The sequence below is a fragment of the Polaromonas sp. genome (genome assembly GCF_039930745.1).
Taxonomy (GTDB): Bacteria; Pseudomonadota; Gammaproteobacteria; order Burkholderiales; family Burkholderiaceae_C; genus Polaromonas.
This window is the reverse complement of record NZ_JBDTTH010000019.1, coordinates 36,486-58,207: the sequence shown is the minus strand read 5'-3', so window position 1 is coordinate 58,207 and position 21,722 is coordinate 36,486. Positions and strand designations below refer to the sequence as shown.

At 63.0% G+C, this 21,722-nt stretch carries 22 protein-coding genes; 9 read left to right on the top strand and 13 right to left on the bottom strand.

Going from position 1 to position 21,722, the window contains the following annotated elements; translation table 11 throughout:
- Positions 1–607, bottom strand: a 607-nt coding sequence (locus tag ABI660_RS08905) for a Clp protease N-terminal domain-containing protein (RefSeq protein WP_348067021.1), incomplete at its 3' end; no start/stop codon positions are given.
- 191 nt (positions 608–798) lie between these two features.
- Between ABI660_RS08905 and ABI660_RS08900 the strand changes: the two genes are divergently transcribed.
- Positions 799–1,419 carry a hypothetical protein gene (locus tag ABI660_RS08900; RefSeq protein ID WP_348067019.1) on the top strand — a complete coding sequence of 207 codons (621 nt, stop codon included), beginning with the start codon at positions 799–801 and terminating at the stop codon, positions 1,417–1,419.
- 30 nt (positions 1,420–1,449) lie between these two features.
- Here ABI660_RS08900 and ABI660_RS08895 read toward each other — a convergent pair whose 3' ends face one another.
- Together ABI660_RS08895 and ABI660_RS08890 are read right to left on the bottom strand one after the other, a co-directional pair.
- A complete protein-coding gene (locus ABI660_RS08895; RefSeq protein WP_348067017.1) occupies positions 1,450–2,688 on the bottom strand; it encodes a flavin-dependent oxidoreductase in 1,239 nt (412 codons plus the stop codon).
- A 196-nt stretch (positions 2,689–2,884) separates the two neighbouring features.
- On the bottom strand, positions 2,885–3,889 hold the full coding sequence (locus ABI660_RS08890; protein ID WP_348067015.1) for a tripartite tricarboxylate transporter substrate binding protein: 1,005 nt from the start codon (positions 3,887–3,889) through the stop codon (positions 2,885–2,887).
- Between the two features lie 114 nt (positions 3,890–4,003).
- Here ABI660_RS08890 and ABI660_RS08885 point away from each other — a divergent pair, with 114 nt between their 5' ends.
- The gene (locus ABI660_RS08885; RefSeq protein WP_348067013.1) at positions 4,004–4,498 is read left to right on the top strand and encodes a MarR family transcriptional regulator; all 495 of its coding nucleotides are present in this window, start codon (positions 4,004–4,006) and stop codon (positions 4,496–4,498) included.
- A gap of 118 nt (positions 4,499–4,616) precedes the next feature.
- On the opposite strand, the gene ABI660_RS08880 is transcribed toward ABI660_RS08885, so the two are convergent.
- Entirely contained in the window at positions 4,617–5,183 is a 567-nt protein-coding gene (locus tag ABI660_RS08880; RefSeq protein WP_348067011.1) for a molybdenum cofactor biosynthesis protein MoaE, read from the bottom strand.
- 285 nt (positions 5,184–5,468) lie between these two features.
- On the opposite strand from ABI660_RS08880, the gene dapA reads away from it, so the two are divergent.
- Complete coding sequence (dapA, locus tag ABI660_RS08875) at positions 5,469–6,377, top strand: 4-hydroxy-tetrahydrodipicolinate synthase (RefSeq protein WP_348067009.1); 909 nt, start codon at positions 5,469–5,471, stop codon at positions 6,375–6,377.
- Here the strand turns inward: dapA and moaD are convergent.
- The 6 genes from moaD to ABI660_RS08845 form a co-directional block, all read right to left on the bottom strand.
- The gene (gene moaD / locus ABI660_RS08870) at positions 6,374–6,625 is read right to left on the bottom strand and encodes a molybdopterin converting factor subunit 1 (RefSeq protein ID WP_348067007.1); all 252 of its coding nucleotides are present in this window, start codon (positions 6,623–6,625) and stop codon (positions 6,374–6,376) included. The two genes, dapA and moaD, sit on opposite strands and share 4 nt — an antisense overlap.
- Positions 6,622–7,881: a gephyrin-like molybdotransferase Glp gene (gene glp / locus ABI660_RS08865; RefSeq protein WP_348067005.1), complete on the bottom strand. Its 1,260-nt coding sequence runs from the start codon at positions 7,879–7,881 to the stop codon at positions 6,622–6,624. The genes moaD and glp overlap by 4 nt, the downstream gene beginning before the upstream one ends.
- A complete protein-coding gene (gene mobB, locus ABI660_RS08860; protein WP_348067003.1) occupies positions 7,878–8,411 on the bottom strand; it encodes a molybdopterin-guanine dinucleotide biosynthesis protein B in 534 nt (177 codons plus the stop codon). The genes glp and mobB overlap by 4 nt, the downstream gene beginning before the upstream one ends.
- Before the next feature lie 78 nt (positions 8,412–8,489).
- Positions 8,490–9,917, bottom strand: a complete 1,428-nt coding sequence (gene thrC / locus ABI660_RS08855; protein ID WP_348067001.1) for a threonine synthase — start codon at positions 9,915–9,917, stop codon at positions 8,490–8,492.
- A gap of 163 nt (positions 9,918–10,080) precedes the next feature.
- Positions 10,081–11,403, bottom strand: coding sequence for a homoserine dehydrogenase (locus ABI660_RS08850; RefSeq protein ID WP_348067027.1), 1,323 nt, complete (start codon positions 11,401–11,403; stop codon positions 10,081–10,083).
- 26 nt (positions 11,404–11,429) lie between these two features.
- On the bottom strand, positions 11,430–12,689 hold the full coding sequence (locus ABI660_RS08845) for a pyridoxal phosphate-dependent aminotransferase (RefSeq protein WP_348066999.1): 1,260 nt from the start codon (positions 12,687–12,689) through the stop codon (positions 11,430–11,432).
- 150 nt (positions 12,690–12,839) lie between these two features.
- Here ABI660_RS08845 and ABI660_RS08840 point away from each other — a divergent pair, with 150 nt between their 5' ends.
- The 3 genes from ABI660_RS08840 to ABI660_RS08830 all read left to right on the top strand — a co-directional run bounded on the left by ABI660_RS08840 (position 12,840) and on the right by ABI660_RS08830 (position 15,825).
- Positions 12,840–13,241 carry an Mth938-like domain-containing protein gene (locus tag ABI660_RS08840; RefSeq protein WP_348066997.1) on the top strand — a complete coding sequence of 134 codons (402 nt, stop codon included), beginning with the start codon at positions 12,840–12,842 and terminating at the stop codon, positions 13,239–13,241.
- Positions 13,242–13,487: 246 nt separating this feature from the next.
- Complete coding sequence (locus ABI660_RS08835; protein WP_348066995.1) at positions 13,488–13,964, top strand: peroxiredoxin; 477 nt, start codon at positions 13,488–13,490, stop codon at positions 13,962–13,964.
- Between the two features lie 166 nt (positions 13,965–14,130).
- Positions 14,131–15,825 (top strand): PhoH family protein, encoded by a 1,695-nt coding sequence (locus ABI660_RS08830; protein WP_348066993.1) that lies wholly within the window; start codon positions 14,131–14,133, stop codon positions 15,823–15,825.
- A gap of 494 nt (positions 15,826–16,319) precedes the next feature.
- On the opposite strand, the gene queG is transcribed toward ABI660_RS08830, so the two are convergent.
- A complete protein-coding gene (gene queG, locus ABI660_RS08825; protein ID WP_348067025.1) occupies positions 16,320–17,420 on the bottom strand; it encodes a tRNA epoxyqueuosine(34) reductase QueG in 1,101 nt (366 codons plus the stop codon).
- On the opposite strand from queG, the gene tsaE reads away from it, so the two are divergent.
- From tsaE to ABI660_RS08810, 3 genes are all read left to right on the top strand, one after another.
- Positions 17,406–17,912 carry a tRNA (adenosine(37)-N6)-threonylcarbamoyltransferase complex ATPase subunit type 1 TsaE gene (tsaE, locus tag ABI660_RS08820; protein WP_348066991.1) on the top strand — a complete coding sequence of 169 codons (507 nt, stop codon included), beginning with the start codon at positions 17,406–17,408 and terminating at the stop codon, positions 17,910–17,912. The genes queG and tsaE overlap by 15 nt on opposite strands.
- Entirely contained in the window at positions 17,909–19,297 is a 1,389-nt protein-coding gene (locus ABI660_RS08815) for an N-acetylmuramoyl-L-alanine amidase (RefSeq protein WP_348066989.1), read from the top strand. The genes tsaE and ABI660_RS08815 overlap by 4 nt, the downstream gene beginning before the upstream one ends.
- A 148-nt stretch (positions 19,298–19,445) precedes the next feature.
- Entirely contained in the window at positions 19,446–19,664 is a 219-nt protein-coding gene (locus tag ABI660_RS08810; RefSeq protein ID WP_348066987.1) for a glycine zipper domain-containing protein, read from the top strand.
- Positions 19,665–19,717: 53 nt separating this feature from the next.
- On the opposite strand, the gene ABI660_RS08805 is transcribed toward ABI660_RS08810, so the two are convergent.
- Both ABI660_RS08805 and ABI660_RS08800 read right to left on the bottom strand, forming a co-directional pair.
- A complete protein-coding gene (locus ABI660_RS08805; protein WP_348066985.1) occupies positions 19,718–20,206 on the bottom strand; it encodes an aromatic-ring-hydroxylating dioxygenase subunit beta in 489 nt (162 codons plus the stop codon).
- Complete coding sequence (locus ABI660_RS08800) at positions 20,203–21,510, bottom strand: aromatic ring-hydroxylating dioxygenase subunit alpha (RefSeq protein ID WP_348066983.1); 1,308 nt, start codon at positions 21,508–21,510, stop codon at positions 20,203–20,205. The genes ABI660_RS08805 and ABI660_RS08800 overlap by 4 nt, the downstream gene beginning before the upstream one ends.
- Between the last annotated feature and the right edge of the window lie 212 nt (positions 21,511–21,722).

The following is a 21,722-nucleotide window of genomic DNA, read 5'->3' as shown; positions in this document are numbered from 1 at the left end:
TCAGCACCGGGTTGTTCTTGGTGCGGCGCTGCAGCACCTGGATGGCGCGGCGGATCTCGTCGTCGCGGCCAATCACCGGGTCGAGCTTGCCCAGGCGGGCGCGCTCGGTCAGGTCCATGGTGTATTTCTTCAGGGCCTCGCGCTGGCCTTCGGCTTCGGGGCTGTCCACGCCCTGCCCGCCGCGCACGGTGTCAATGGCTGACTCCAGCGCCTTGCGTGTCAGCCCGGCCTCCTTGGCCAGGCGGCCCGCTTCGCTTTTGCTGTCGGCCAGCGCCAGCAAAAACAGCTCGCCGGCGATGAACTGGTCACCGCGCTTGATGGATTCTTTTTCCGTGGCCTGCAGCAGCCTGCCGAGCTCCGGGCCGACCTGGATCTGCTCCTGGCCCGACACGGAAGGCAGCTTCTTGATGGCCGCGTCAGTGGCCGACTGCAGGGCGGCGACGTTGACACTGGCGCGCTGCAGCAGCGCTTTCGGGCCGTCTTCCTGGGCCAGCATGGCGGCCAGCAGGTGAACCGGCTCGATGTAGGCGTTGTCGTTGCCCAGCGCCAGCGACTGCGCGTCGCTAAGCGCTTCCTGAAATTTGGTGGTGAGTTTGTCCTGGCGCATGGCGTTCCCTGAGAAAATTGATTGCTGAAGATCTGGGGTTGAAGACCTGCCTTTTCAATAGCCCCTGCCCCCAAGCGGGTTTACCCATCTGTTTATGCACAGCTTCGCTTGAGCCAGGGTTGACGAAAATCAAGCCCGGGGGAAACGGCAGCCCGCTGGCCCCTGAAAAGGCAGAGGTCTAAAATCAAGCCATGAATATCCACCAGGTCTCGGTCAGCTACGTTCAGGAGCAGGACCGCATGATGCTCCGCATCAACGGCAAGGACGGCGGCGAGCTGCGCGCCTGGCTGACACGGCGCCTGGCGCTGGCGCTGCTGCCTGTTCTCAGCCGGACCGCGGCCGAACAGATCAAGAAAATCGCCACCCCTGTAGAAGCACCCGCCAGCCTGGAGGAGAAACGCGGGCAGCTGCTCACGGCTTTCGAAAAAGAAGCGTCGCTGCGCAGCGGCGATTTCAAGACGCCTTACCGCGACCAGCCCGGCCTGCCCGCCGACCTGCCGCTGGGCCCCGAACCCTTGCTGCTGACCGAAGTGAAAGTCACGCCCATGGGCAATGGCCAGCTTCGCATACAGCTGTTTGAAAAGCTGCCTGGGCAGGAAACCGTGCGCAATTTTCAGGTGATGATGGACGCGCCGCTGAGCAACGGCCTGCTGCACCTGCTGCACCAGGCCATCAAGATGTCGCAGTGGCTGGACGTGCCGGCAGCGCTGCTGGCGCCGCCCGACAACCGGGCGCTGCCACCGACTGAAGCGGCGGACACGGAGTCCGCAGAACTGGCCCCGGAACCGGCCAAGCCCAAATACCTGAATTGAGATCGGCTCCCTGGCCACCCGGCGCGCCGCTTACCCGGATTTTTGCGAATCCAGCGAAAAACCGGCCACCTTCTTGTAGTTCTCCGAAATCTCGCGCAGCTCCTGCTGGCTGATCAGCGCATCAATATTCGCGAACGGCTTGCCGCCACTGAGTTCATCGACCTTGATGTTGATGAAGTCCGGCGGCACCGAGCGATTGGTCAGCACGATGTTAGCCGTTGGGGCCAGCCGCAGTTTTTCATACGCCAGCAAGGCCGCTTGCCCGTCGCCGCCATGGCTGGCCAGTTGCTCGGCCAGCACGCGGCCGTCGATCAGGGCCTGCGCCGAGCCGTTGGAGCCACGCGGATACATCGGGTGCGCGGCATCGCCGAGCAAGGTCACGCGGCCGAAGGTCCACTGCGGCACCGGGTCCTTGTCCACCATGGGGTACTCGAGGATTTGTTCGGCATTGGCAATCAGCGCCGGCACGTCGAGCCAGGGGAAACGCCAGTCCTTGAAGATGTCGAGGAAGTCCTTGCGGTCGCCCTCGCGGTTCCAGTCGTTCATGACCGCCTTGCCCTGCTGGATTTCAGCGACCCAGTTAACCAGCTGGTTTCCCGCGTCGTCCAGCTTGTCGACGATGGGGTAGATCACCATCTTGCCGGTGTCGATGGAGCCCACACGCATATAACTTCTGCCGGTGAGGATGGGCTTGTACCGCGTGACGCCGCGCCAGGTGTTGATGCCGGCAAAGGCGACTTTTTCTTCGGGGTAAAACTGGCAGCGCACCGCAGAGTTGACGCCGTCGCAGGCGATCACCACATCGGCCTGCACCGAAGGCAGTGCCGCGCCGCTGGAGGTCTGCGTGAAGTGCACGGTGGCACCGCGCTCGTCCTGTTGCACACCGGTGCAGCGGTGGTCGGTGTGGATGGCACCAGCGCCCAGGCGGGCCAGCGCCGCTTCGTACAGCAGGCGGTGCAGCTTGCCGCGCGGAATGCCCAGCTCAGGCAGCGCGTAGCCGGCGTGGCGGCCGCGCGGCTCGCGGTAGATGAACTGGCCGAAGCGGTTGAAAAACACGCTTTCCTCGTTTGCTATGCCTACCGCTTCCAGCTGAGGCTGCAGGCCCAGCGCGGCCAGTTCGCGCATGGCGTGCGGCAGCAGCGTGATGCCGACGCCCAGCTCGCGCACCTCAGGAACGGTTTCAAAAACCTCGCAGGCCAGGCCGCGCTGGTGCAAGGCCAGCGCCAGGCTCAGGCCGCCTATGCCGCCACCGACGATTGTTATTTTCATGGTGTTCTCTTCGTGGTTTCCACCGGACGGTCATTGCGGACTTGATCCGCAATCTATGCAGGCACACCGCAGTCCGAGTTCATGCGGCATGGATCCCGGATCGAGTCCGGGATGACAGACTTTGGGAAATTTTTTGATAAAAATGGCCTTCAGCCCTTACGGAACGGACGCAAGCAGCTATTGATTCAATAGCAAATCAATTGGCGGTGATGCCCTGGGCCTTGATCAACTGGGCCCAGCGTTTGGCGTCCGCTTCGACCAGGCGCTGGAACTCGGCAGCGCTACTGCCGCCGGGGTCCATGCCCTGGGTCTGGAAAGCCTTTTTGACTTCCTCGCTCTGCAGGATCTCCCTGATTTCGCGGTTGTACAAAGCCACCAGCTCGGGCGAAGTGCCGGGCGGCGCAAAGATGCCGTACCACATGTCCACGTTGACCTTGCCGGCCTTGGCCTCGGCCAGCGTCGGCAGCTCCGGCAGCAGGGGGTGACGCTTCTCGCTGCCGATGCCCAGCGCCAGCAGCCGGCCCGACTTCACGTGCGGCAAGGCCACATGGATGGGCAAAAACATGGTGTCGATCTGGCCACCGAGCAGGTCGGTCAGGGCCGGGCCGGTGCCGCGGTAAGGAATGTGCGTGACAAACACCCCGGCCGTCGCCTTGAACAGCTCCATGGACAGGTGGTGCGGCGTGCCGACGCCCGGCGAGCCGTAGTTGAGGCGGCCGGGCGAACGGCGCGCGGCCGCTATCAGATCCGTCGCGGTTTTAAAGCCGGTTTTGGGGTGGGCAACGAGGATGAGTTGGCCCCAGCTGGTCAGGGTCACCGGTGTCAGGTCTTTCACCGGGTCGAAAGGCAGCTGCGGATAGAGGCCCGCATTCATCACCAGCGTGTTGACTGTCACCAGCAGCGTGCTGCCGTTGGGCGCGGCGCGCACCACGGCTTCTGTGCCGATGTTGCCCGAGGCGCCGGCACGGTTGTCCACCACCACCGGGCGGCCCAGGCGCTCGGACAGTTTCGGGCCGACAGTGCGGGCGATCAGGTCAATGCCGGTGCCGGGGGTGAAGGGCACGATCAGCCGGATCGGGGCCTGGGGCAGGGCCGGTGCCTGAGCCGTCTGGGCCAGCACACCGGCCGCGGCGCCTGCCACGGCCACCAGCAAGCCCAGCTTGAAGGCCAGCCGGCGATGTTGACGATAGGTGATCTGCATCAATACGCCCCTTTGGTTTGCATGCTAACTATTTTTCAATCATACCGACAAGGCACAATCCATGAATTCCCTTAGTCCCCTCTTGGTGCCCGCGTTAACGAGAACTTTACTGCCGTGCCTGCTTTTCACAAACTTACCCAACTTTATGCCCGTCCCGGCTTTCTGCTGCGCCGCGCCCACCAGATTTCCGCTGCCGTCTTCGAAGATGAATGCCGCAGCGTCGGGCTGACACCGGCCCAGTTTGGTGTGCTTAGCGTGTTGCGCGCCAGCCCGGGGCTGGACCAGTCCAGCTTGGCGCGGGCCCTGGGTTTTGACAAGGTGACGGTGCTGCGCGTGTTGCGCGGCCTGGAAACGCGCGGCCTGATCGCGCGGGCACCGGCGCCAGCCAGCCGGCGCAACCTGGCAATTTCCCTGTCCGACGAAGGCCTGGCCGTGCTCAAGCAGGCGCAGGAACCGGCTGATCGGGCGTATGACCGGCTGATGGCACCGCTGGACAAGACGCAGCGCACCCAGCTGGTGAAACTGCTGCAGGTGCTGACCACGGGGCTGGAAAACGAAGCGCGGGCGGCTTTCGTGCCACCCGAGCGAGAAAGCGGCAGCGCGGGCTGAGCCGCGCCGGGGCGTCATTCCGTTTCTAAATCATTCGTGAACGCGAAGGCGAAGCGACGACAGTACAAACGTACGGCTAGCGAAGCCGACAAAGTGCACGGATGATTTAGAAATGGAATCAGGCGTTGCTGGCCTGGATGCCCCACTTGGCCAGCGCCGCGTCGTCGCTGACCCGCGCATCCACCCAGCGCGCGCCCTCCGGCGTGTGCTCTTTCTTCCAGAACGGCGCCTGGGTCTTGAGGTAGTCCATCAGGAATTCGCAGGCCTGGAAACTCTCGCCACGGTGCGCCGAGGTCACCGCCACCATGACCACCTGGTCCAGCGGCTGCAGCAGGCCCACGCGGTGGATCACGCGGACTCCAAAAATATCGAAGCGCAGCATCGCCTCGTCGATCATGGCCTCGATGGCTTTTTCGGTCATGCCGGGGTAGTGCTCGAGTTCCATGGAAAGCACGTCGCCCGAAGCAGCCGGCGAACGCAGCGAAGGGCCGCCCCGAGCAAGTTCAGCCCCCTCGGGGGGCAGCGAACCACACGCAGTGGGGAGCGTGGGGGCCATATTGCGATCGCGAACGGTGCCTGTGAAAGTGCACACCGCGCCTACCCGTTTGTCGCCCGCGCGCAGTGCTGCCACCTCGCCGGCGAGGTTGAAGTCTTCAGTCGTGATCAGTACGCGGGGAGGTGCCATGGTTGCAATTTTGCCACTCGTGCCCCCAAAGGCGGTGGATGCAGCTAAGATTTCCCGCATGACTGGCTGCACCATGCCCACGACCTTCGGGACGCCCTCCGGCAACCCGGGTCGCCAGGCGTGCGCCAGCAAATCGAAAAAACCGTTGCTCATTTGACCGGGGCTGCGGTTCCGTCGTCGAATGAGCGATGGAGCCGCCCGGTTACTTTTCCCAAAGTCTTTGCGGACACCTTCCTTGTTCTGGCGACGGCCTTCAAGCCGGTCAGTTTTTCAGGATGTGTTCTCATGCAAGCAGAAACAGAATCAGCAAGCCATTCAACACCCGTTCAGCGTGATTTTTCGGGGCTATGGATCCCGCTTGTCACCCCGTTCGACGGGGACCGGATCGACCATGCGGCATTAAAGCGCCTGGTTGCACACTACCGCGGCAGCGGCAGCGCGGGGCTGGTGGTGTGCGGCTCCACCGGCGAGGCCGCGGCACTCAGCGACGAGGAGCAAATGGAGGTGCTGCATGCGGTGCTGGCCGAAGCGCGCGGCCTGCCGGTCATCATGGGCCTGTCGGGCTACCACCTGGGCAAGACGGCGGCACGCATCAGGGCGCTGGGTGCCGAGGGCATCAGTGGCATCCTGCTGCCGGCGCCCAGCTATATCCGCCCTTCCCAGGCCGGTCTCATCGAATGGTTCGGTGCGCTGGCCGACGCCAGCGCCGTGCCGCTGATTCTTTACGACATTCCCTACCGCACCGGCAGCACACTGGACCTGGCCACCCTGCTGGCGCTGGCCAGCCACCCGCGCATCTGCGCCATCAAGGACTGCGGCGGCGACCCGGCAAAGACGCAGGCCCTGATTGCCGATGGACGCCTGCAGGTGCTGGCTGGCGAAGACATGAACATTTTTTCAACGGTTTCGCAAGGCGGCCATGGCGCCATCGCCGCGGCCGCGCATGTGCACACGCAGCGTTTTGTCCGGATTGTTGAGTTGCTCAGGGCAGGCGAAACGGCGCAGGCCAATGCCTTATGGGCACCGCTGCTGCCGCTGATTGAGGGTTTGTTTTCGGAGCCCAACCCGGGCCCGCTCAAGGCGCTGATGGCTCACCAGGGACTGCTTCGCGACGGGCTTCGCAGCCCCATGACCCGCGCCTCCGCTGCGCTGGCCGAGCGCCTGCAGCGGCTGGACAAGTCGATCGGCAGTTAGCCGCCTGTCACCGGCGGGAAAAAAGCGACTTCACAGCCTTCGCTTAACGCCGTCGACTCGTCACTCATGACCTGGTTGAGCGCCATGCGCACCGACTTGCCGCGCGCCAAAGCCTGCGCATAAGCGGGGCCGCGCGCGATCAGCTCATCACGCAGGCCGGACAGGCTGGTTGCCGTGGTGTCGACTTGCTCGCTGCCCTGCCCGATGGCTTCACGCACGGAAGCAAAATATTTGACAGTAACTTTCATGCCAGCCATTCCGAAAAAGCAATGAAGCGCACCGTGTCGCCGTGCGTGATGGTCTGCCCCGCCGGGTTGTCCACCACGCCATCGCCCCAGACCGCGGAGGTGAGCACGCCCGAACTCTGGTTGGCAAACAGCTCCAGCCCGCCTGCGGCGTTGCGCCGCACGCGCAGAAACTCGCGGCGCTTGTCGGCCCTGGCCAAAGTGAAATGGGCCGGAACAGCGATGGACCTGGGCGCTACATCGGCCACGCCCTGCAGCCTGAGCAGGAAAGGCTGCACCAGCAGCAAAAAGGTCAGGAAGCTGGACACCGGGTTGCCCGGCAGGCCCATGAAGTGGGCGCTACCGACGCGGCCATAGGCAAAAGGCTTGCCCGGCTTCATGGCAATCTGCCAGAGGTCCAGCGAGCCGAGCTGCTGCACGGCAGGCTTGATATGGTCTTCTTCGCCGACGGACACGCCGCCGCTGGTCAGGATCAGGTCATGGCCCTCAGCGGCATTGCGCAGCGCGGCGAGCGTGGCCTCGCGCTGGTCCGGCACGATGCCGAGGTCGCTCACTTCGCAGCCCAGGCGCAGCAGCAAGGCGCGCAGGAAAAAGCGGTTGGAGTTGTAGATGGCGCCGGGCCGCATCTGCTCGGGCGCCACTTCGCCGGGCATGACCAGCTCGTCGCCGGTGGAAAACAGCGCCACCCGCGGCCGCGCGGCCACCTGCAGCACATTCATGCCAATACTGGCCGCCAGCCCAAGCGCAGCGGGCGTAAGGCGCTCACCTTTTGAGAGCACCGTGGCGCCGCGCCGGACATCTTCACCGGCACGGCGTATCCACTGGCCGGGGCGAGGAATTTGCTGGATACGGACAAAACCTTCGCGCTCAGGCAGCGGCTGGCAGTCTTCCTGCATCACGACGGCGTCGGCGCCTGCGGGAATCGGTGCGCCGGTAAAAATGCGCGCCACGGTGCCGGGCTCGAGCGCGCTGCCAGCGCTGCCGGCCGGGATGCGCTGCGACACCTCCAGCGCAACGCCCTCGTCGGCCAGCTCGGTGCTGCGCACGGCGTAACCGTCCATGGCGCTGTTGTCCTCGGGTGGCACCTGCAGCGCCGAGACCACGTCCTGGGCGAGCACGCGGCCGTCGGCGTCAAAGGTGGACACGGTCTCCCGGCCCGCCAGCGGCGTGGCACAGGCCAGCAGCTCGGCCAGTGCCTCGTCCAGTGCCTTAAGCGGCGGTCGGGCGGCGGGAACGGGTGAAGCAGCGGAAGTGTTCATACATGGAACTCGGCGCGGTAGACAAATCGCTCCTGATTGTCGAGCAGCCAGCCGGCAACGGCATCGATATCGTTCAAATCCAGCACCGGCCTGAGGGTGTCTTGCGGCAGCCGGTCGGGCGAATCGGTGGCAATGGCAACCACAAAATCGTCGTCCGGGTAACGCGCGGGTTTGCCGGAGTCGGCGCGCCAGACTTCCACCTTGAGCAGGTCGCTGCTTTTGAAGCCTTCCACCAGCACCCAGTCCACGCCCTCGTACAGCTCCGCAATCAGGTGGTGCACCGACAGCACCGTGGGCTTTTCGAATTCGCGAATCAGCGCCAGCCGGTTTTCCGATGCCACTACCACCTCGAGGGCACCGGCCTGGCGGTGCCGCCAGGTGTCCTTGCCGGGGTGGTCGATGTCGAATTTGTGGTGCGCATGTTTGACCACCGAAACCCGCAGCCCGCGCTGCTTGAGCGCGGGAATCAGGCCTTCCACCAGCGTTGTTTTTCCTGAGCCGGAATAACCGGCAAATGCAACAACGTTCATATCAAGTTCACCGATCCTGGTTTTTTGCTACTGATTCAATAGCTGATGGCGCCCGCGTCTAAAGGGCTGGAGGCCGATTTAGCTTGTATGGGCAGCGATGTAGGCTTTCACCTGCGCCACGTCGGCCGGCATGCGTTGCACGCGTTTGGGCAGCGCCTCGATGCCTTCAAACTTTGCCGGCCGCGGCGGCAACTGTCCCAGCGCCTCTTCAATGGTCTCGGCAAACTTGATCGGCAAGGCGGTCTCGAGCACGACCATGGGCACGCCGGCCTGCAGATTCTGACGCGCCACCTTGAGGCCGTCGGCTGTGTGTGTGTCGATCATGGTGCCGAAACGCTTGAAGGTATCGCGAATCGTCTGCAGCCGGTCGGCGTGGGTGCTTTTGCCGCTGGTGAAGCCGTAGTGCTGCGCGGCCGACTGGAAGGTGGTGTCGCCGCTCAGGTCAAAGCGGCCCTGCTTTGACAACTGCGTGCCAAACAGGTCGGCCAGGCGCGTCGCATCGCGGCCCAGCAGGTCGAATACAAAACGCTCGAAATTCGAGGCCTTGGAAATATCCATCGACGGGCTGGAGGTTTCGTGCGTGTCGGCGCTGGCTCGGACACGGTACACGCCGGTGCGGAAGAACTCGTCGAGTACGTCGTTCTCGTTGGTCGCGACCACCAGCTTGTCAATCGGCAAGCCCATCATGCGCGCCACATGGCCGGCGCAGACGTTGCCGAAGTTGCCGGAAGGCACGGTGAAGCTGACCCGCTGATCGCTTTCGGTGGTCGCCTGGAAATAGCCAGCGAAGTAATACACGACCTGCGCCAGTAGCCGCGCCCAGTTGATCGAGTTGACGGTGCCAATTTTGTACTTGCGCTTGAAGGCCAGATCATTGGACACGGCCTTGACAATGTCCTGGCAGTCGTCGAACACGCCTTCGATGGCGATATTGTGGATATTGGCGTCCTGCAGGCTGAACATCTGCGCCTGCTGGAAGGGGCTCATGCGGCCTTGCGGCGAGGTCATGAACACGCGCACGCCTTTTTTGCCGCGCATCGCGTATTCGGCCGCGCTGCCGGTGTCGCCGCTGGTGGCGCCCAGGATGTTGAGTTCTTCGCCGCGGCGCGCCAGTTCATATTCGAACAGGTTGCCCAGCAATTGCATGGCCATGTCCTTGAAGGCCAGGGTCGGGCCGTTGGACAGCGCCTCAAGGTACAGCCCGTCTTCGAGCTTGCGCAACGGAACAATCTCGGCTGTGCCGAAAACTTCCTTGGTGTAGGTTTTCTCGCAGAGGGCCTTCAGGTCAGCAGCCGGGATGTCGTCGATGTAGAGCGACAGCACTTCGAAAGCCAGCGCGGCGTAACCGGATTCGCGGTAGATCGTGCGCCAGGCATCGAGCATCGCCGCATTGACCTGCGGATAAGTCTCGGGCAAATAAAGCCCGCCATCGGGTGCCAGGCCTTCGAGCAGGATTTCGCAAAAGCGTTTGCGGTCCGCATGACCGCGGGTCGATAAATATTTCATTGCTCGCCCGGCCGCCCGTAGGGCAATGAGGCCTTGCAGGCCGCACCACCGCGAGACGCGGCGGCTCTTCGTGCCGTCCAAGCCTGCGCGGGCAGACTTGGAGCCGCGGCACTCAGCCCCCTCGGGGGGCAGAGAACGTAGTGAACGTGGGGGCTGTACATATTCAGGCCAGTTCTTCCTTGCGGATACGCGTGATGGGCGAGAGCACCGTGGGCAGCGCCTGCATCTGCGCCAGGGCGTTGTTCATCTTCGCTTCAACGCAGTCGTGCGTGAGGATGATGAGGTCGGTGTGGGTGGAGCCCTCGCCACCGACTTCATCGGCCTCGCGCTGCAGCACGGCGTCAATGCTGATGCCGGCTTCGGCCAGGATGCCGGTCACACTGGCCAGCACGCCGGCCTTGTCGGCCACGTTCAGGCGCAGGTAATAACTGGTGACCACTTCGCCCATGGGCAGCACCGGCATGTCGCTCATGGATTGCGGCTGGAAGGCCAGATGCGGCACGCGCTGCGCAGCGTCGGCGCCGTGCAGGCGCGCGATGTCCACCAGGTCTGCAATCACCGCGCTGGCGGTCGGCTCGCTGCCGGCACCTTTGCCGTAATACAGCGTGGTGCCGACGGCATCGCCCTGCACCACCACCGCATTCATCGCACCTTCAACATTGGCGATCAGGCGCTTGGCCGGCACCAGGCTGGGGTGCACGCGCAGCTCGATGCCTTTGGCTGTGCGTTTCGTGATGCCCAGCAGCTTGATGCGGTAGCCAAGCTGCTCGGCGTACCGGATGTCCTGCGCGCCCAGCTTGGTGATGCCCTCGACATAGGCCTTGTCAAACTGCACCGGGATGCCGAAGGCAATGGCCGACATCAGCGTGGCCTTGTGCGCGGCGTCCACGCCTTCGATGTCGAAGGTCGGGTCGGCTTCCGCGTAACCCAGGCGTTGCGCTTCCTTGAGCACCACGTCGAAGTCGAGGCCCTTGTCGCGCATTTCGCTGAGGATGAAGTTGGTTGTGCCGTTGATGATGCCGGCGATCCACTCGATCCGGTTGGCCGTGAGGCCTTCGCGCAGCGCCTTGATGATGGGAATGCCGCCAGCCACCGCGGCTTCGAACGCCACCATCACGCCGTGCTTGTGCGCGGCCGCGAAAATCTCGGTGCCATGCACGGCGAGCAGGGCCTTGTTGGCGGTGACCACGTGTTTGCCTGCTTCAATCGCTTCCATCACCAGTTGCCGGGCGATGCCGTAGCCGCCGATCAGCTCGATCACGATGTCGATCTCGGGGTTGGCAATAATCTTGCGGGCATCGGCCACCACTTCCACGCCCGCCCCGGCGGCGGCCTGCGCACGGGCGGTGTCGAGGTCGGCAACCATGGCGATTTCTATGCTGCGGCCCGCGCGGCGGAAAATTTCTTCCTGATTGCGCTTGAGGACGGTGAACACACCGCTGCCCACGGTGCCCATGCCCAGAAGGCCTATCTTGATCGGTTTCAAAGGAGTCGATGTCATTTTTGTTCGGGCTATTTAAGAAGCAGTTCGTCCGCTTTGACGCGGGCGGGCTGTCCGCTTTTTCTGCGGCTTTCGAGAAACTTGGCAATGCGCCCAATCGCTTCCCGCAGGTCTTCTTCATGCGGCAGGAAAACAATGCGGAAGTGGTCCGGCGCCGCCCAGTTGAAACCGGTGCCCTGCACCAGCATCACCTTGGTTTCCTTGAGCAGCTCCAGGAAGAACTGGCGGTCGTCGGTGATCGGGTAGACCTTGGGGTCCAGCCGCGGGAACATGTAAAGCGCCGCGCTCGGCTTGACGCAGCTCACGCCGGGAATGGCGGTGATCAGCTCGTACGCCAGATCGCGCTGGCGGCGCAGACGGCCGCCTTCGCAGGTCAGGTCGTTGATGCTCTGGTAGCCGCCCAGTGCGGTCTGGATGGCCCACTGGCCCGGTACGTTGGAGCACAGCTTCATGTTGGCCAGCATGTTCAGGCCCTCGATGTAGTCCTGCGCCTCCATCTTCGGCCCCGACACCACCATCCAGCCAGCGCGGTAGCCGCAGGAGCGGTAGCTCTTGGAGAGCGAGTTGAAGGTCAGCGTCAGCACATCGGTGGACAGGCTGGCAATCGCCGTGTGTTTGACGTCGTCGTACAGCACCTTGTCATACACCTCGTCGGCCAGGATCACCAGGCCGTGCTCGCGTGCAATCCCAACAATGCCCTTGAGCAGGTCGTCGGAATACAGCGCGCCCGTCGGGTTGTTCGGGTTGATGACCACGATGCCCTTGGTTCTGGGCGTGATTTTTGCGCGGATGTCGGCCAGGTCCGGCATCCAGCCGTTGCCCTCGTCGCACAGGTAATGCACCGGTGTGCCGCCCGAGAGGCTGGTGGAAGCCGTCCACAGGGGGTAATCGGGTGAAGGCAGCAGCAGCTCGTCGCCGTCGTCCAGCAAGGCATTGGTGGCCATGGAGATCAGCTCGCTCGCGCCATTGCCCAAATAGATGTCGTCCAGCGTCACCCCCTTGATGCCTTGCCGCTGGGTTTCGTGCATGACGGCCTTGCGCGCCGCAAAAATTCCCTTGCTGTCCGAATAGCCGGCCGAAGACGGCAGGTTCCGGATCATGTCCTGCTGGACCTCTTCGGGCGCATCGAAACCGAACACCGCCAGGTTGCCGAGGTTGAGCTTGATGAGCTTTTGCCCCTCTTCCTCCATCTGCTTGGCGGCATCCATGATCGGGCCGCGGATGTCGTAAAGCACGTTAGCCAGTTTGGCGGATTTGGTGATCGGTTTCATGGTGTGTTCTCGTTCTTCAGCTCACGCAGGCTCTGCAAGCAAGCAATAGGCACGCTCGCGAGCGGAAATTGGGACGGAATCTATAATTTGACCACATAAAACCGCGATTTCGCTGGCAGGCAACCCCCACCACCCTCGACAGAACACCGCATGAAATTACAGCCTGACCACCTCGACGCTCCCTCCATCCTCGGATACGGACCGGGCTGGATCGGCCTGGGGAACCAGGGGGTGGCCGAAAAGATCTGGCACAGCATCGTGATCGGCTCGCGCGGTGAAAAATTCGCCTGGGACTGTGCACGTTTTGAAGATCTCACCGCCGCCCACTTCGAACGCCTGGCCGAAACCCGCCCGGAGCTGGTGATCTTTGGCAGTGGAAGCCGCCTGCGGTTTCCGCCGCCGGCCTTTTTGCGCAGCCTGATGGCCGCGCGGATCGGCGTCGAGACCATGGACACGCTGGCGGCCTGCCGCACCTACAACATTCTGGCCGGTGAAGGCCGCAACGTGGTCACCGCGCTACTGATTGAGGCTTCAGACCCGCAGGACGCGTGAGCGGGTTTTGCGCACCCGCATCTGCGGTCTGCAAGCCCCGGGGATTGGGCAGGAACAGCCCAGAAAAGCGGACCAGGGACTGGCTGCCCATGCATTGCGGCCGGCACTTCCCTCGCCTTGGCACGCCTCTGGAGCTTTCAGGGTAAAATCTAGGGTTGCATCTGGCGCAGCGTAGGGGTTTTGGCCCAAATGTTGCTGCCAAAGCCAACGGCTAATTACAACTACTTTTGTCAGGGTCCAAGCAGTATGGCAGTCGTCGTCAATAAACCACTCCCCGAATTTGAAGCCAACGCCACCAGCGGCGTCAAGGTTTCCAACCAAACCCATCTCGGCCACGTGATGGTCCTGTATTTCTACCCCAAGGACAACACCCCCGGCTGCACCACCGAGGCCATGCAGTTTCGCGACCGCTACAAGGATTTCGTCAAGGCCGGCGCCACCGTGTTCGGCGTCTCGCGCGACAACATGAAGTCGCATGACGAGTTCAAGGCCAAGCTGGAACTGCCTTTCGAGCTGATTGCCGACACCGAAGAAAAAATGTGCCACATGTTCGGCGTGGTCAAGAACAAGATCATGTACGGCAAAAAGGTCAAGGGCATCGAGCGCAGCACCTTTCTCGTCGGTGCCGACGGCACGCTCAAGGAAGAGTGGCGCGGCCTGAAGGTTCCAGGCCATGTGGACGACGTTCTCAAGGCCGTCAAGGCCCTGAAAAAAGCAGCCTGAAAAACCCTTTGCGCACCATCGTCAAAGGCCTTCAGCCATGTCACAAGAGTCGTGCATAATGACTTCATGCTGTTGACCTTAGCGACTGCGCCCACCGAAAAAGCCGCCCTGGCCTCCAGGCGGCTTTTTCGCTTCTTGAACCCTTCTTTTGTGAGCCTAAAGCACTATGCCCTTGCCACCCGCCCCGACCAAACGTGCCGCTTTGCTTTCTGCCGACGCCCTCGACGCGCCGGCCCGCTCACACGCCAAAGCAACACGAAAAACGGATCAGGCCGGGCCAACCCACCAGCCGGCGGCGCTGGAGCTGTTTGACAACCGCTCGGCCGGCGGCGAGGCCGAACACCCCGTAGCCTATCTGCCCAAAGAGCCGGGGCATGCCGGCACCACGGGCGCCAAAAGCTACCAGAAGCAGGGGGCACCTGCGCCGTCCCGGCCCGAACCCGTGGCCAAGGTCAAAAAGCCGAAACACACCGGGCCGGCCAAGCTCTTCGTGCTCGACACCAATGTCCTGATGCATGACCCGATGTGCCTGTTCCGCTTCGAGGAACACGACATCTTTTTGCCGATGATCGTTCTCGAAGAGCTCGACGGCCACAAGAAAGGCATGACCGAAGTCGCACGTAATGCCCGCCAGACCAGCCGCACGCTGGACGCCCTGGCCGGCACCAACGGCGCCGACATTGCCAAGGGCCTGAAGCTCGACACCACCGGGCACAAGGAAGCCGGTGGCTGCCTGTTCTTCCAGACCAAGGTGCTGGACTACTCACTGCCCATGAGCCTGCCGCAAGGCAAGGCCGACAACCAGATCCTCGGCGTGGTCGAAGCGCTGCGCAAGGAATATGCGCCGCGCGAAGTGGTGCTGGTGTCCAAGGACATCAACATGCGCGTCAAGGCCCGCGCCCTGGGCCTGGCCACCGACGACTACCAGAACGACAAGACGCTGGAAGACGGCGACATGCTCTACGCGGGCTCGCTGGCCTTGCCCACCGACTTCTGGACACGCCAGAGCAAGACCATTGAAAGCTGGCAGCAAGGCAGCCACACCTTCTACCGCATCACCGGCCCGATTGTCGGCAGCCTGCTAATCAACCAGTTTGTGTTTTTTGAAGCGCCGGGCGAACCACCGCTGTACGCCCGAGTCACCGAAATCCGTGCCAAGACAGCGGTGCTGAAAACGCTGAAGGACTACACGCACCTCAAAAATGCCGTGTGGGGCATCACCACCCGCAACCGCGAACAGAACTTCGCGATGAATTTGCTGATGGACCCTGAAGTTGACTTTGTCACCCTGGCCGGCACGGCCGGCACCGGCAAGACGCTGATGGCCCTGGCCAGCGGCCTGACCCAGGTGCTGGACGACCGCCGCTATACCGAGATCATCATGACCCGCGCCACCGTGTCGGTCGGTGAAGACATCGGCTTCCTGCCAGGCACCGAAGAAGAAAAAATGGGCCCCTGGATGGGCGCGCTCGACGACAACCTCGAAGTGCTGGGCAAAAACGACAGCGGCTCCGGTGAGTGGGGCCGTGCCGCCACCAACGAGCTGATCCGCTCGCGCATCAAGGTCAAGAGCATGAACTTCATGCGCGGCCGCACCTTCCTGAACAAATACGTGATCATCGACGAGGCGCAAAACCTGACGCCCAAGCAGATGAAAACACTGATCACCCGCGCCGGCCCCGGCACCAAGATCATCTGCATGGGCAACCTCGCGCAGATCGACACGCCCTACCTCACCGAAGGTTCGTCCGGCATGACCTACGCCGTGGACCGCTTCAAGGGCTGGCCGCATGGCGGACACATCACACTGGCGCGTGGCGAGCGTTCGCGGCTGGCGGATTTCGCCAGCGAGGTGCTCTGACACGCCCCGGCGCTGCGGTGATCTGACTCATGAAAAGGCCCGACATGGCCGGGAGCCCGACCAAAGAGCATTTCATGCATCTGTAGCACAGCGAGTCAGCGGTTGCCAGGTCGGTCGCCCTCGCCGTCAAGCTGGCGGACAGCACCGAGAAGCTGGTCAAGAGCGACCAGGAGTGAGTCAAGAAAGAAAGCAGCGCGTCTTGCCTGATCGGCTGACACGGCTGCAGGGTCAGCCCTCCCTGCTGCGCCAAGCCAGCGCACTGCCGACCGATTTTGCGCCACCAGGGACGCTAACCTTTTCATCGCCGCAGGCTGTTCATGACTCGGCCGTTCCGTCACTTTTTTCAGTCGGCAGGCGCTGAAACAAGATACCGCGTGCCTACCAGTTGGGCTTCCCGAGGGCTTTGCCCGCAGGACTGGACGGCCCCGGCCCACCGCGCCTATACTGCTACAAAATAAGTAGCTGGTCGCGCCCGCCCACAAAGGGCTGGAGGCCTATTTTATGGATAACTTCTGGATAAATTCCTGATCAAGCCCCCACGTCACATGCTCACGCACGATTTCACTGGCATGTTCGCGCCGCGTCAGCAAGGCGCCGCGCAGGGCTTCGTCCGCACCCTTGCGCAAGGCGTTGCCCATGGCCACCGCGATGTTGCGCAGCCAGCGCTCATGGCCGATGCGCCGGATCGCGCTGCCTTCCGTGTAGCGCAAAAACTCTTCTTCCGTCCAGGCAAACAGCGTCGCCAGTTGCTGGCCGGTGAGCCCCTGGCGTTCGTCGAAGTCGGGCAAGGCGCTGCGTTGCGCAAACTTGTTCCAGGGGCAGACCAGCTGACAGTCGTCGCAGCCGTAGATGCGGTTGCCGATCAGCGGGCGCAGCTCCAGCGGTATCGGGCCCGCATGTTCGATCGTCAGGTAGGAAATGCAGCGCCGGGCATCAAGCTTGTGCGGCGCGATGATGGCCTGCGTCGGGCAGATGCTGATGCAGGCACTGCAACTGCCGCAATGTTCAGTGACCGGTTCGCTGGTCGGCAAGGCCAGGTCGACATAAATCTCACCGAGAAAAAACATGGAACCTGCCTCGCGGTTGAGCAGCAGCGTGTGTTTACCGCGCCAGCCCTGTCCGCTGCGCGCAGCAAGTTCGGCCTCGAGCACCGGCGCCGAGTCGGTGAAGACGCGGTGGCCCAGCGCCTGCACCTCGGCTTCAATGCGCTCACTGAGTTTTTGCAGCCGCGCGCGCATGATCTTGTGATAGTCGCGCCCCCTCGCATACACCGACACGATGGCTTCGCCGGGCCGCTGCAGGCGCGCCAACTCCATCGCCTGCCATTGCCCGGGCTGTGCGGGCGTGGAAGCCGGCAAATAGTCCATGCGCGCGGTGATCACGCTGACCGTGCCGGGCACCAGTTCGGCAGGCCGCGCACGCTTGAGGCCGTGCGCCGCCATGTAATTCATGTCGCCATGAAAACCGGCCGCCAGCCATGCTGACAATCCTGCTTCTGCCGATGACAGGTCCACACCGGCTATGCCGATTTGCGAGAATCCAAGCTCACGCGCCCATGTCTGAATTTGAGAAACAAATTGATGGCTATTGAAGATCACCAGGACATTGTAAAAAGGATCACCTGGGACACCGAAGCCCGGACCCAGGCTTTTGCCGAAGCACTGGCCGGCAAGCTGCGCGCCGCCACCGCAGGCGGCAACGCCATCATTCAATTGCACGGCGACCTGGGCGCCGGCAAGACCACCTTTGCACGGCATCTGCTCAAGGCCCTGGGCGTATTGGGCCGCGTCAAAAGCCCAACCTACGCGGTGGTCGAACCCTACACGGTGGCGGGCACAACAGCGGGCAGCGCGCTCGCCATCTGGCATTTCGATTTTTTCCGTTTCAACGACCCCGACGAGTGGGAGGAAGCCGGTTTTCGCGACATCTTTGCCAGCCCCGGCCTGAAGCTCGTCGAGTGGCCGGAAAAAGCCGGCAGCCACCTGCCGCCGGCCGACCTGGACATCCACATCGAGATGCTGCCCAGCGAAACGCGGGCCGTCACCTGCACCGCCCGAACGAACGCCGGCGCGGCGCTGCTGCCATGAGCGACAAGCAAGCAATCAGCCGGCGCAACGCGCTGCAGATGGGCAGCATGGTTCTGCTGCTGGGTGTGCAGCAGATTGCGCGCGGCGCGACCATTCTCGCAGTGCGAGTGTGGCCCGCCAAGGACTACAGCCGCGTCACCATCGAATCTGACGCTGGCCTCAAGACAAAAACCTACTTTATCGCCGAGCCGCCGCGGCTGGCGGTGGACATCGAAGGCATCGACCTGATCCCGGCGTTGCGCGAACTGGTGGCCAAGGTCAAGCCTGACGACCCGAACATCTCCGGCATACGCGTCGGGCAAAACGCACCGGGTGTGGTGCGTCTGGTAGTTGACCTGAAGCAGCACATGCGGCCGCAGGTGTTCACGCTGCCCCCCGTGGCCGCCTACCAGCACCGCCTGGTGTTCGACCTTTACCCGACCCAGGTGGCCGACCCACTCGAGGCCCTGATCGCCGAACGGCTGAAAGACAAGCCGGAAGCCGGCGCCGCATCCGACCCCCTGAGCGAGCTGCTGGCGCGCCAGTCGAAGCGCCCTGAAGCGGGCAAGCCGGGCGGCGACACGCCCTCAGCGGCGCCCGGCAGCGGCAAAGATCCGGCGGCAAGTTCCAGCCCGCCGGTCGCCCAGGCGCCGAAGGACGACACGAAAGGTAGTGCGCTGGACCGCAACAAAACCGACCGGCTCGTCATCGTTGCACTGGACCCGGGCCATGGCGGTGAAGACCCTGGGGCCATCGGCCCGGGCGGCACGCGCGAAAAAGACGTAGTGCTGCAGATCGCCCTGCGGCTGCGCGAGCGCATCAACAAGCAGCCCAACATGCGCGCCTTCCTGACGCGTGATGCCGACTTTTTTGTGCCGCTGCACGTGCGCGTGCAAAAGGCCAGGCGCGTGCAGGCCGACCTGTTCATCAGCATCCACGCCGACGCGTTTTTCACCCCACGGCCCCAAGGTGCCAGCATCTTTGCACTCAGCGAGAAAGGCGCGTCCAGCAGCGCCGCACGCTGGATCGCCGACAAGGAAAACTCTGCCGACCTGGTGGGTGGCGTCAACGCCAAGGCCAAGGACGCGCAAGTGCAAAAAGCGCTGTTCGACATGAGCACCACGGCGCAGATCAACGACAGCCTCAAACTCGGTGGTGCCATGCTGGGTGAAATCGGCAGTGTCGGCAAGCTGCACAAGCCGCGTGTCGAGCAAGCCAGTTTTGCCGTGCTCAAGGCGCCCGACATTCCGAGCGTTCTGGTGGAAACCGCCTTCATCAGCAACCCTGATGAAGAAGCCAAACTGCGCAGCGAGGCCTACCAGGTGCAGCTAGCCGACGCTCTGATGCGCGGTATCGGCAGCTATTTCGCCAAAAATCCGCCCTTGGCGCGCAATCGTCCGCTCTAGACCACGCCTTCCGTAGCGGGCCGACAGCCAGGCCAGTTGCTCTCCTACAGAGGCGGAAAACGCCTTGTCTAAAGTGAAAAAACAGGCTCCCAAATCCGCACATGCACGCATGCGTGACGCCTGCGCAAATACACGAAAGGTGGACACCATGAAAAAGCTATTGATAGCTGCAACAGCAGCCCTGATCACCCTGGCTGGTTGCGGTACCAACCCGACAAATGCACAAATAGGCACGGCAACTGGCGCCGTCATCGGCGGTGCGGCCGGCAGTGCGCTGGGCGGCGGCACGCTCGGCACGGTGGGTGGCGCGGCTGCCGGCGCGCTGATCGGCAATGAAGTCGGCAAACGCCAGGACCAGAAGCGTTAGGCCGTTTCTCGCTCTTTCTCTTTCTGTACGACGGCCGGTGGGCCTGCAGGGCCCTACACCGGGTAAATCAGCGAGTTGAGAATCATCTCGCTGTCGTACACACACAGGCGGCGCCTGAACTTCAGGCCGTCGCCTGTTCTTTGAAGTTCATCCAGATAGCGCCCCACGTTATAGACCTCACTGACGCCTGCTGGCCGCGTGCGGAACACGGCGTAATTCGCCTGACTTGTGAGCACATCCCCCTCCGATGAGATGACCTGCGCCGGGCTGAGGACATGCCGGGTGTAATACGGCCCGTGGTAAATCGTCTGCGTAATGCCATAGACGCGGTCTTTCATCATGCCGCGGCTTTCCAGGTCCATCAGCGCCAGCGGCAATCCGCGTTCGAAATTTTCGCGGGCCTGTACGGTGTAGCGACCGTCTTCAAGAAAAAACTCCGGCCAGGCGTCAAAGCATTTTTCATCCAGCGCCGCGGCATAAGCCGCATAAAGCTGGTCCACTTCATACTGGAGCTGCAACCGTTCCAGAGTCACGGCGTTCATGGCGCCATCACTTTCTTCCAGTAGGCATACATGCTGCGGATCAGGGTTTCGGTCACCATGTGTTCTGTCGCCTCGGTACCGGTACCGCCCAGTTCGCACAGTGTGGCGCCGCCTTCCCCGCCCTGCCTGAAGCCATCCTGGCTGAACTCGATGACCTCTCCATCGTCGGCGCTGACAAAACCCGCCGGCCCGAACAGGTTGGCCTGGCGCAGGCGCCGCCTTGTCATCTCGGGCGTGTCGTCCGCAAAACCGAAATGCGTCCAGACAAAATCAAACTCACCCTCGCCGCGCGGCACGATATGGCGCGTGCTCAGCGAGTTGACCTGCTGCTGGATGATGAGGCTGGGAAACAGGGTGATCATGGTCACGGTCGGCGTGATGGCACTGCCGGGGTGGGATGGGTCGTCCACCTTCCACCAGGCTTCCGGCATCACATCAAGCAGCCGGTCGTCATGCAGCGCCATGTTGGCCTTGAAGGAAGTCACACCTTCGGTGACAGCGGTGTTCTGCCCGCCCTCATTGCGGCGCGAGATCATCACGGCATGGCGGCCGTGTGCGTCCATCACCATGCGGCTTTTCTGGTCGGCGCGCCACAGGCCGAAGGTGACAAACCAGGTATGCAGCAAACCGGGGTGGTAGGGGTCCTTGATGTTTTCCATCATCAGCTTCCAGTTGCCCGGAATGCGCTGACGGTTGTAGCCCAGCAAGGTGAGTTTGCGACCTTTGAAGATGCGCTCGATCCAGGGCATCACGTTGGGGCCCAGGTAATCTTCCAGCGGTTCCGCCGCGTCGCTGAAGGTCGCAAACACCAGACCATGCAGCACGGCCACACGCAGCTTGGTCAGGCCGTGGTCTTTGAGCTCGAAGCCTTCGGGCATGCCACCGTTGACGCAATCACCGTCCTTCACGCCGTCCTTGAAGGGCAAGCCGGCCAGGTCGCCGTTGAGCTTGTAGGTCCACTGGTGATAAGGGCAGACAAAACTGCGCGCATTGCCTTGCGGGTTCTGGCAAAAGCGCACGCCGCGGTGGGCGCAGCGATTTTCCACCACGCGGATGCCGGGGTCGACGCCGCGATCTTTGGGGGCCACGCGGTCGCGCACCATCAGAACCTGTCGTTCGCCCACATGGCTGAGCTTGAAATCGCCGGTGTTGGGGATTTCCACTTCGAGGCCCACATAACACCAGTGCGGGCCGTAGAAAATTTTCTCAAGCTCGCGCTGGTAGAGCTGCGCGTCGGTGTAGGCCCAGAAGGGCACGCGGCTGGAACCGGGCTCGCTCCAGCGGGAAAGGGGTTGATCGGCCATCATGCTTGCATCTTCCGGGCCGGCGTCCGGCCTGTGGTTTATGTATTGGGCCTGCCATCATATAAATCGCCCCCGCGCTGGGTCTGCAAGGGGTGCACCGCTAGGCGCAGTCCGCCGGCCGGGGCATCCCCCCGGTCAAGGGCTACAACAACGCGAGGCACCCCTTGTAGCCCCAGCCCTGCGGGTGGCACCCGGAAAAGGCCGCACTCGTC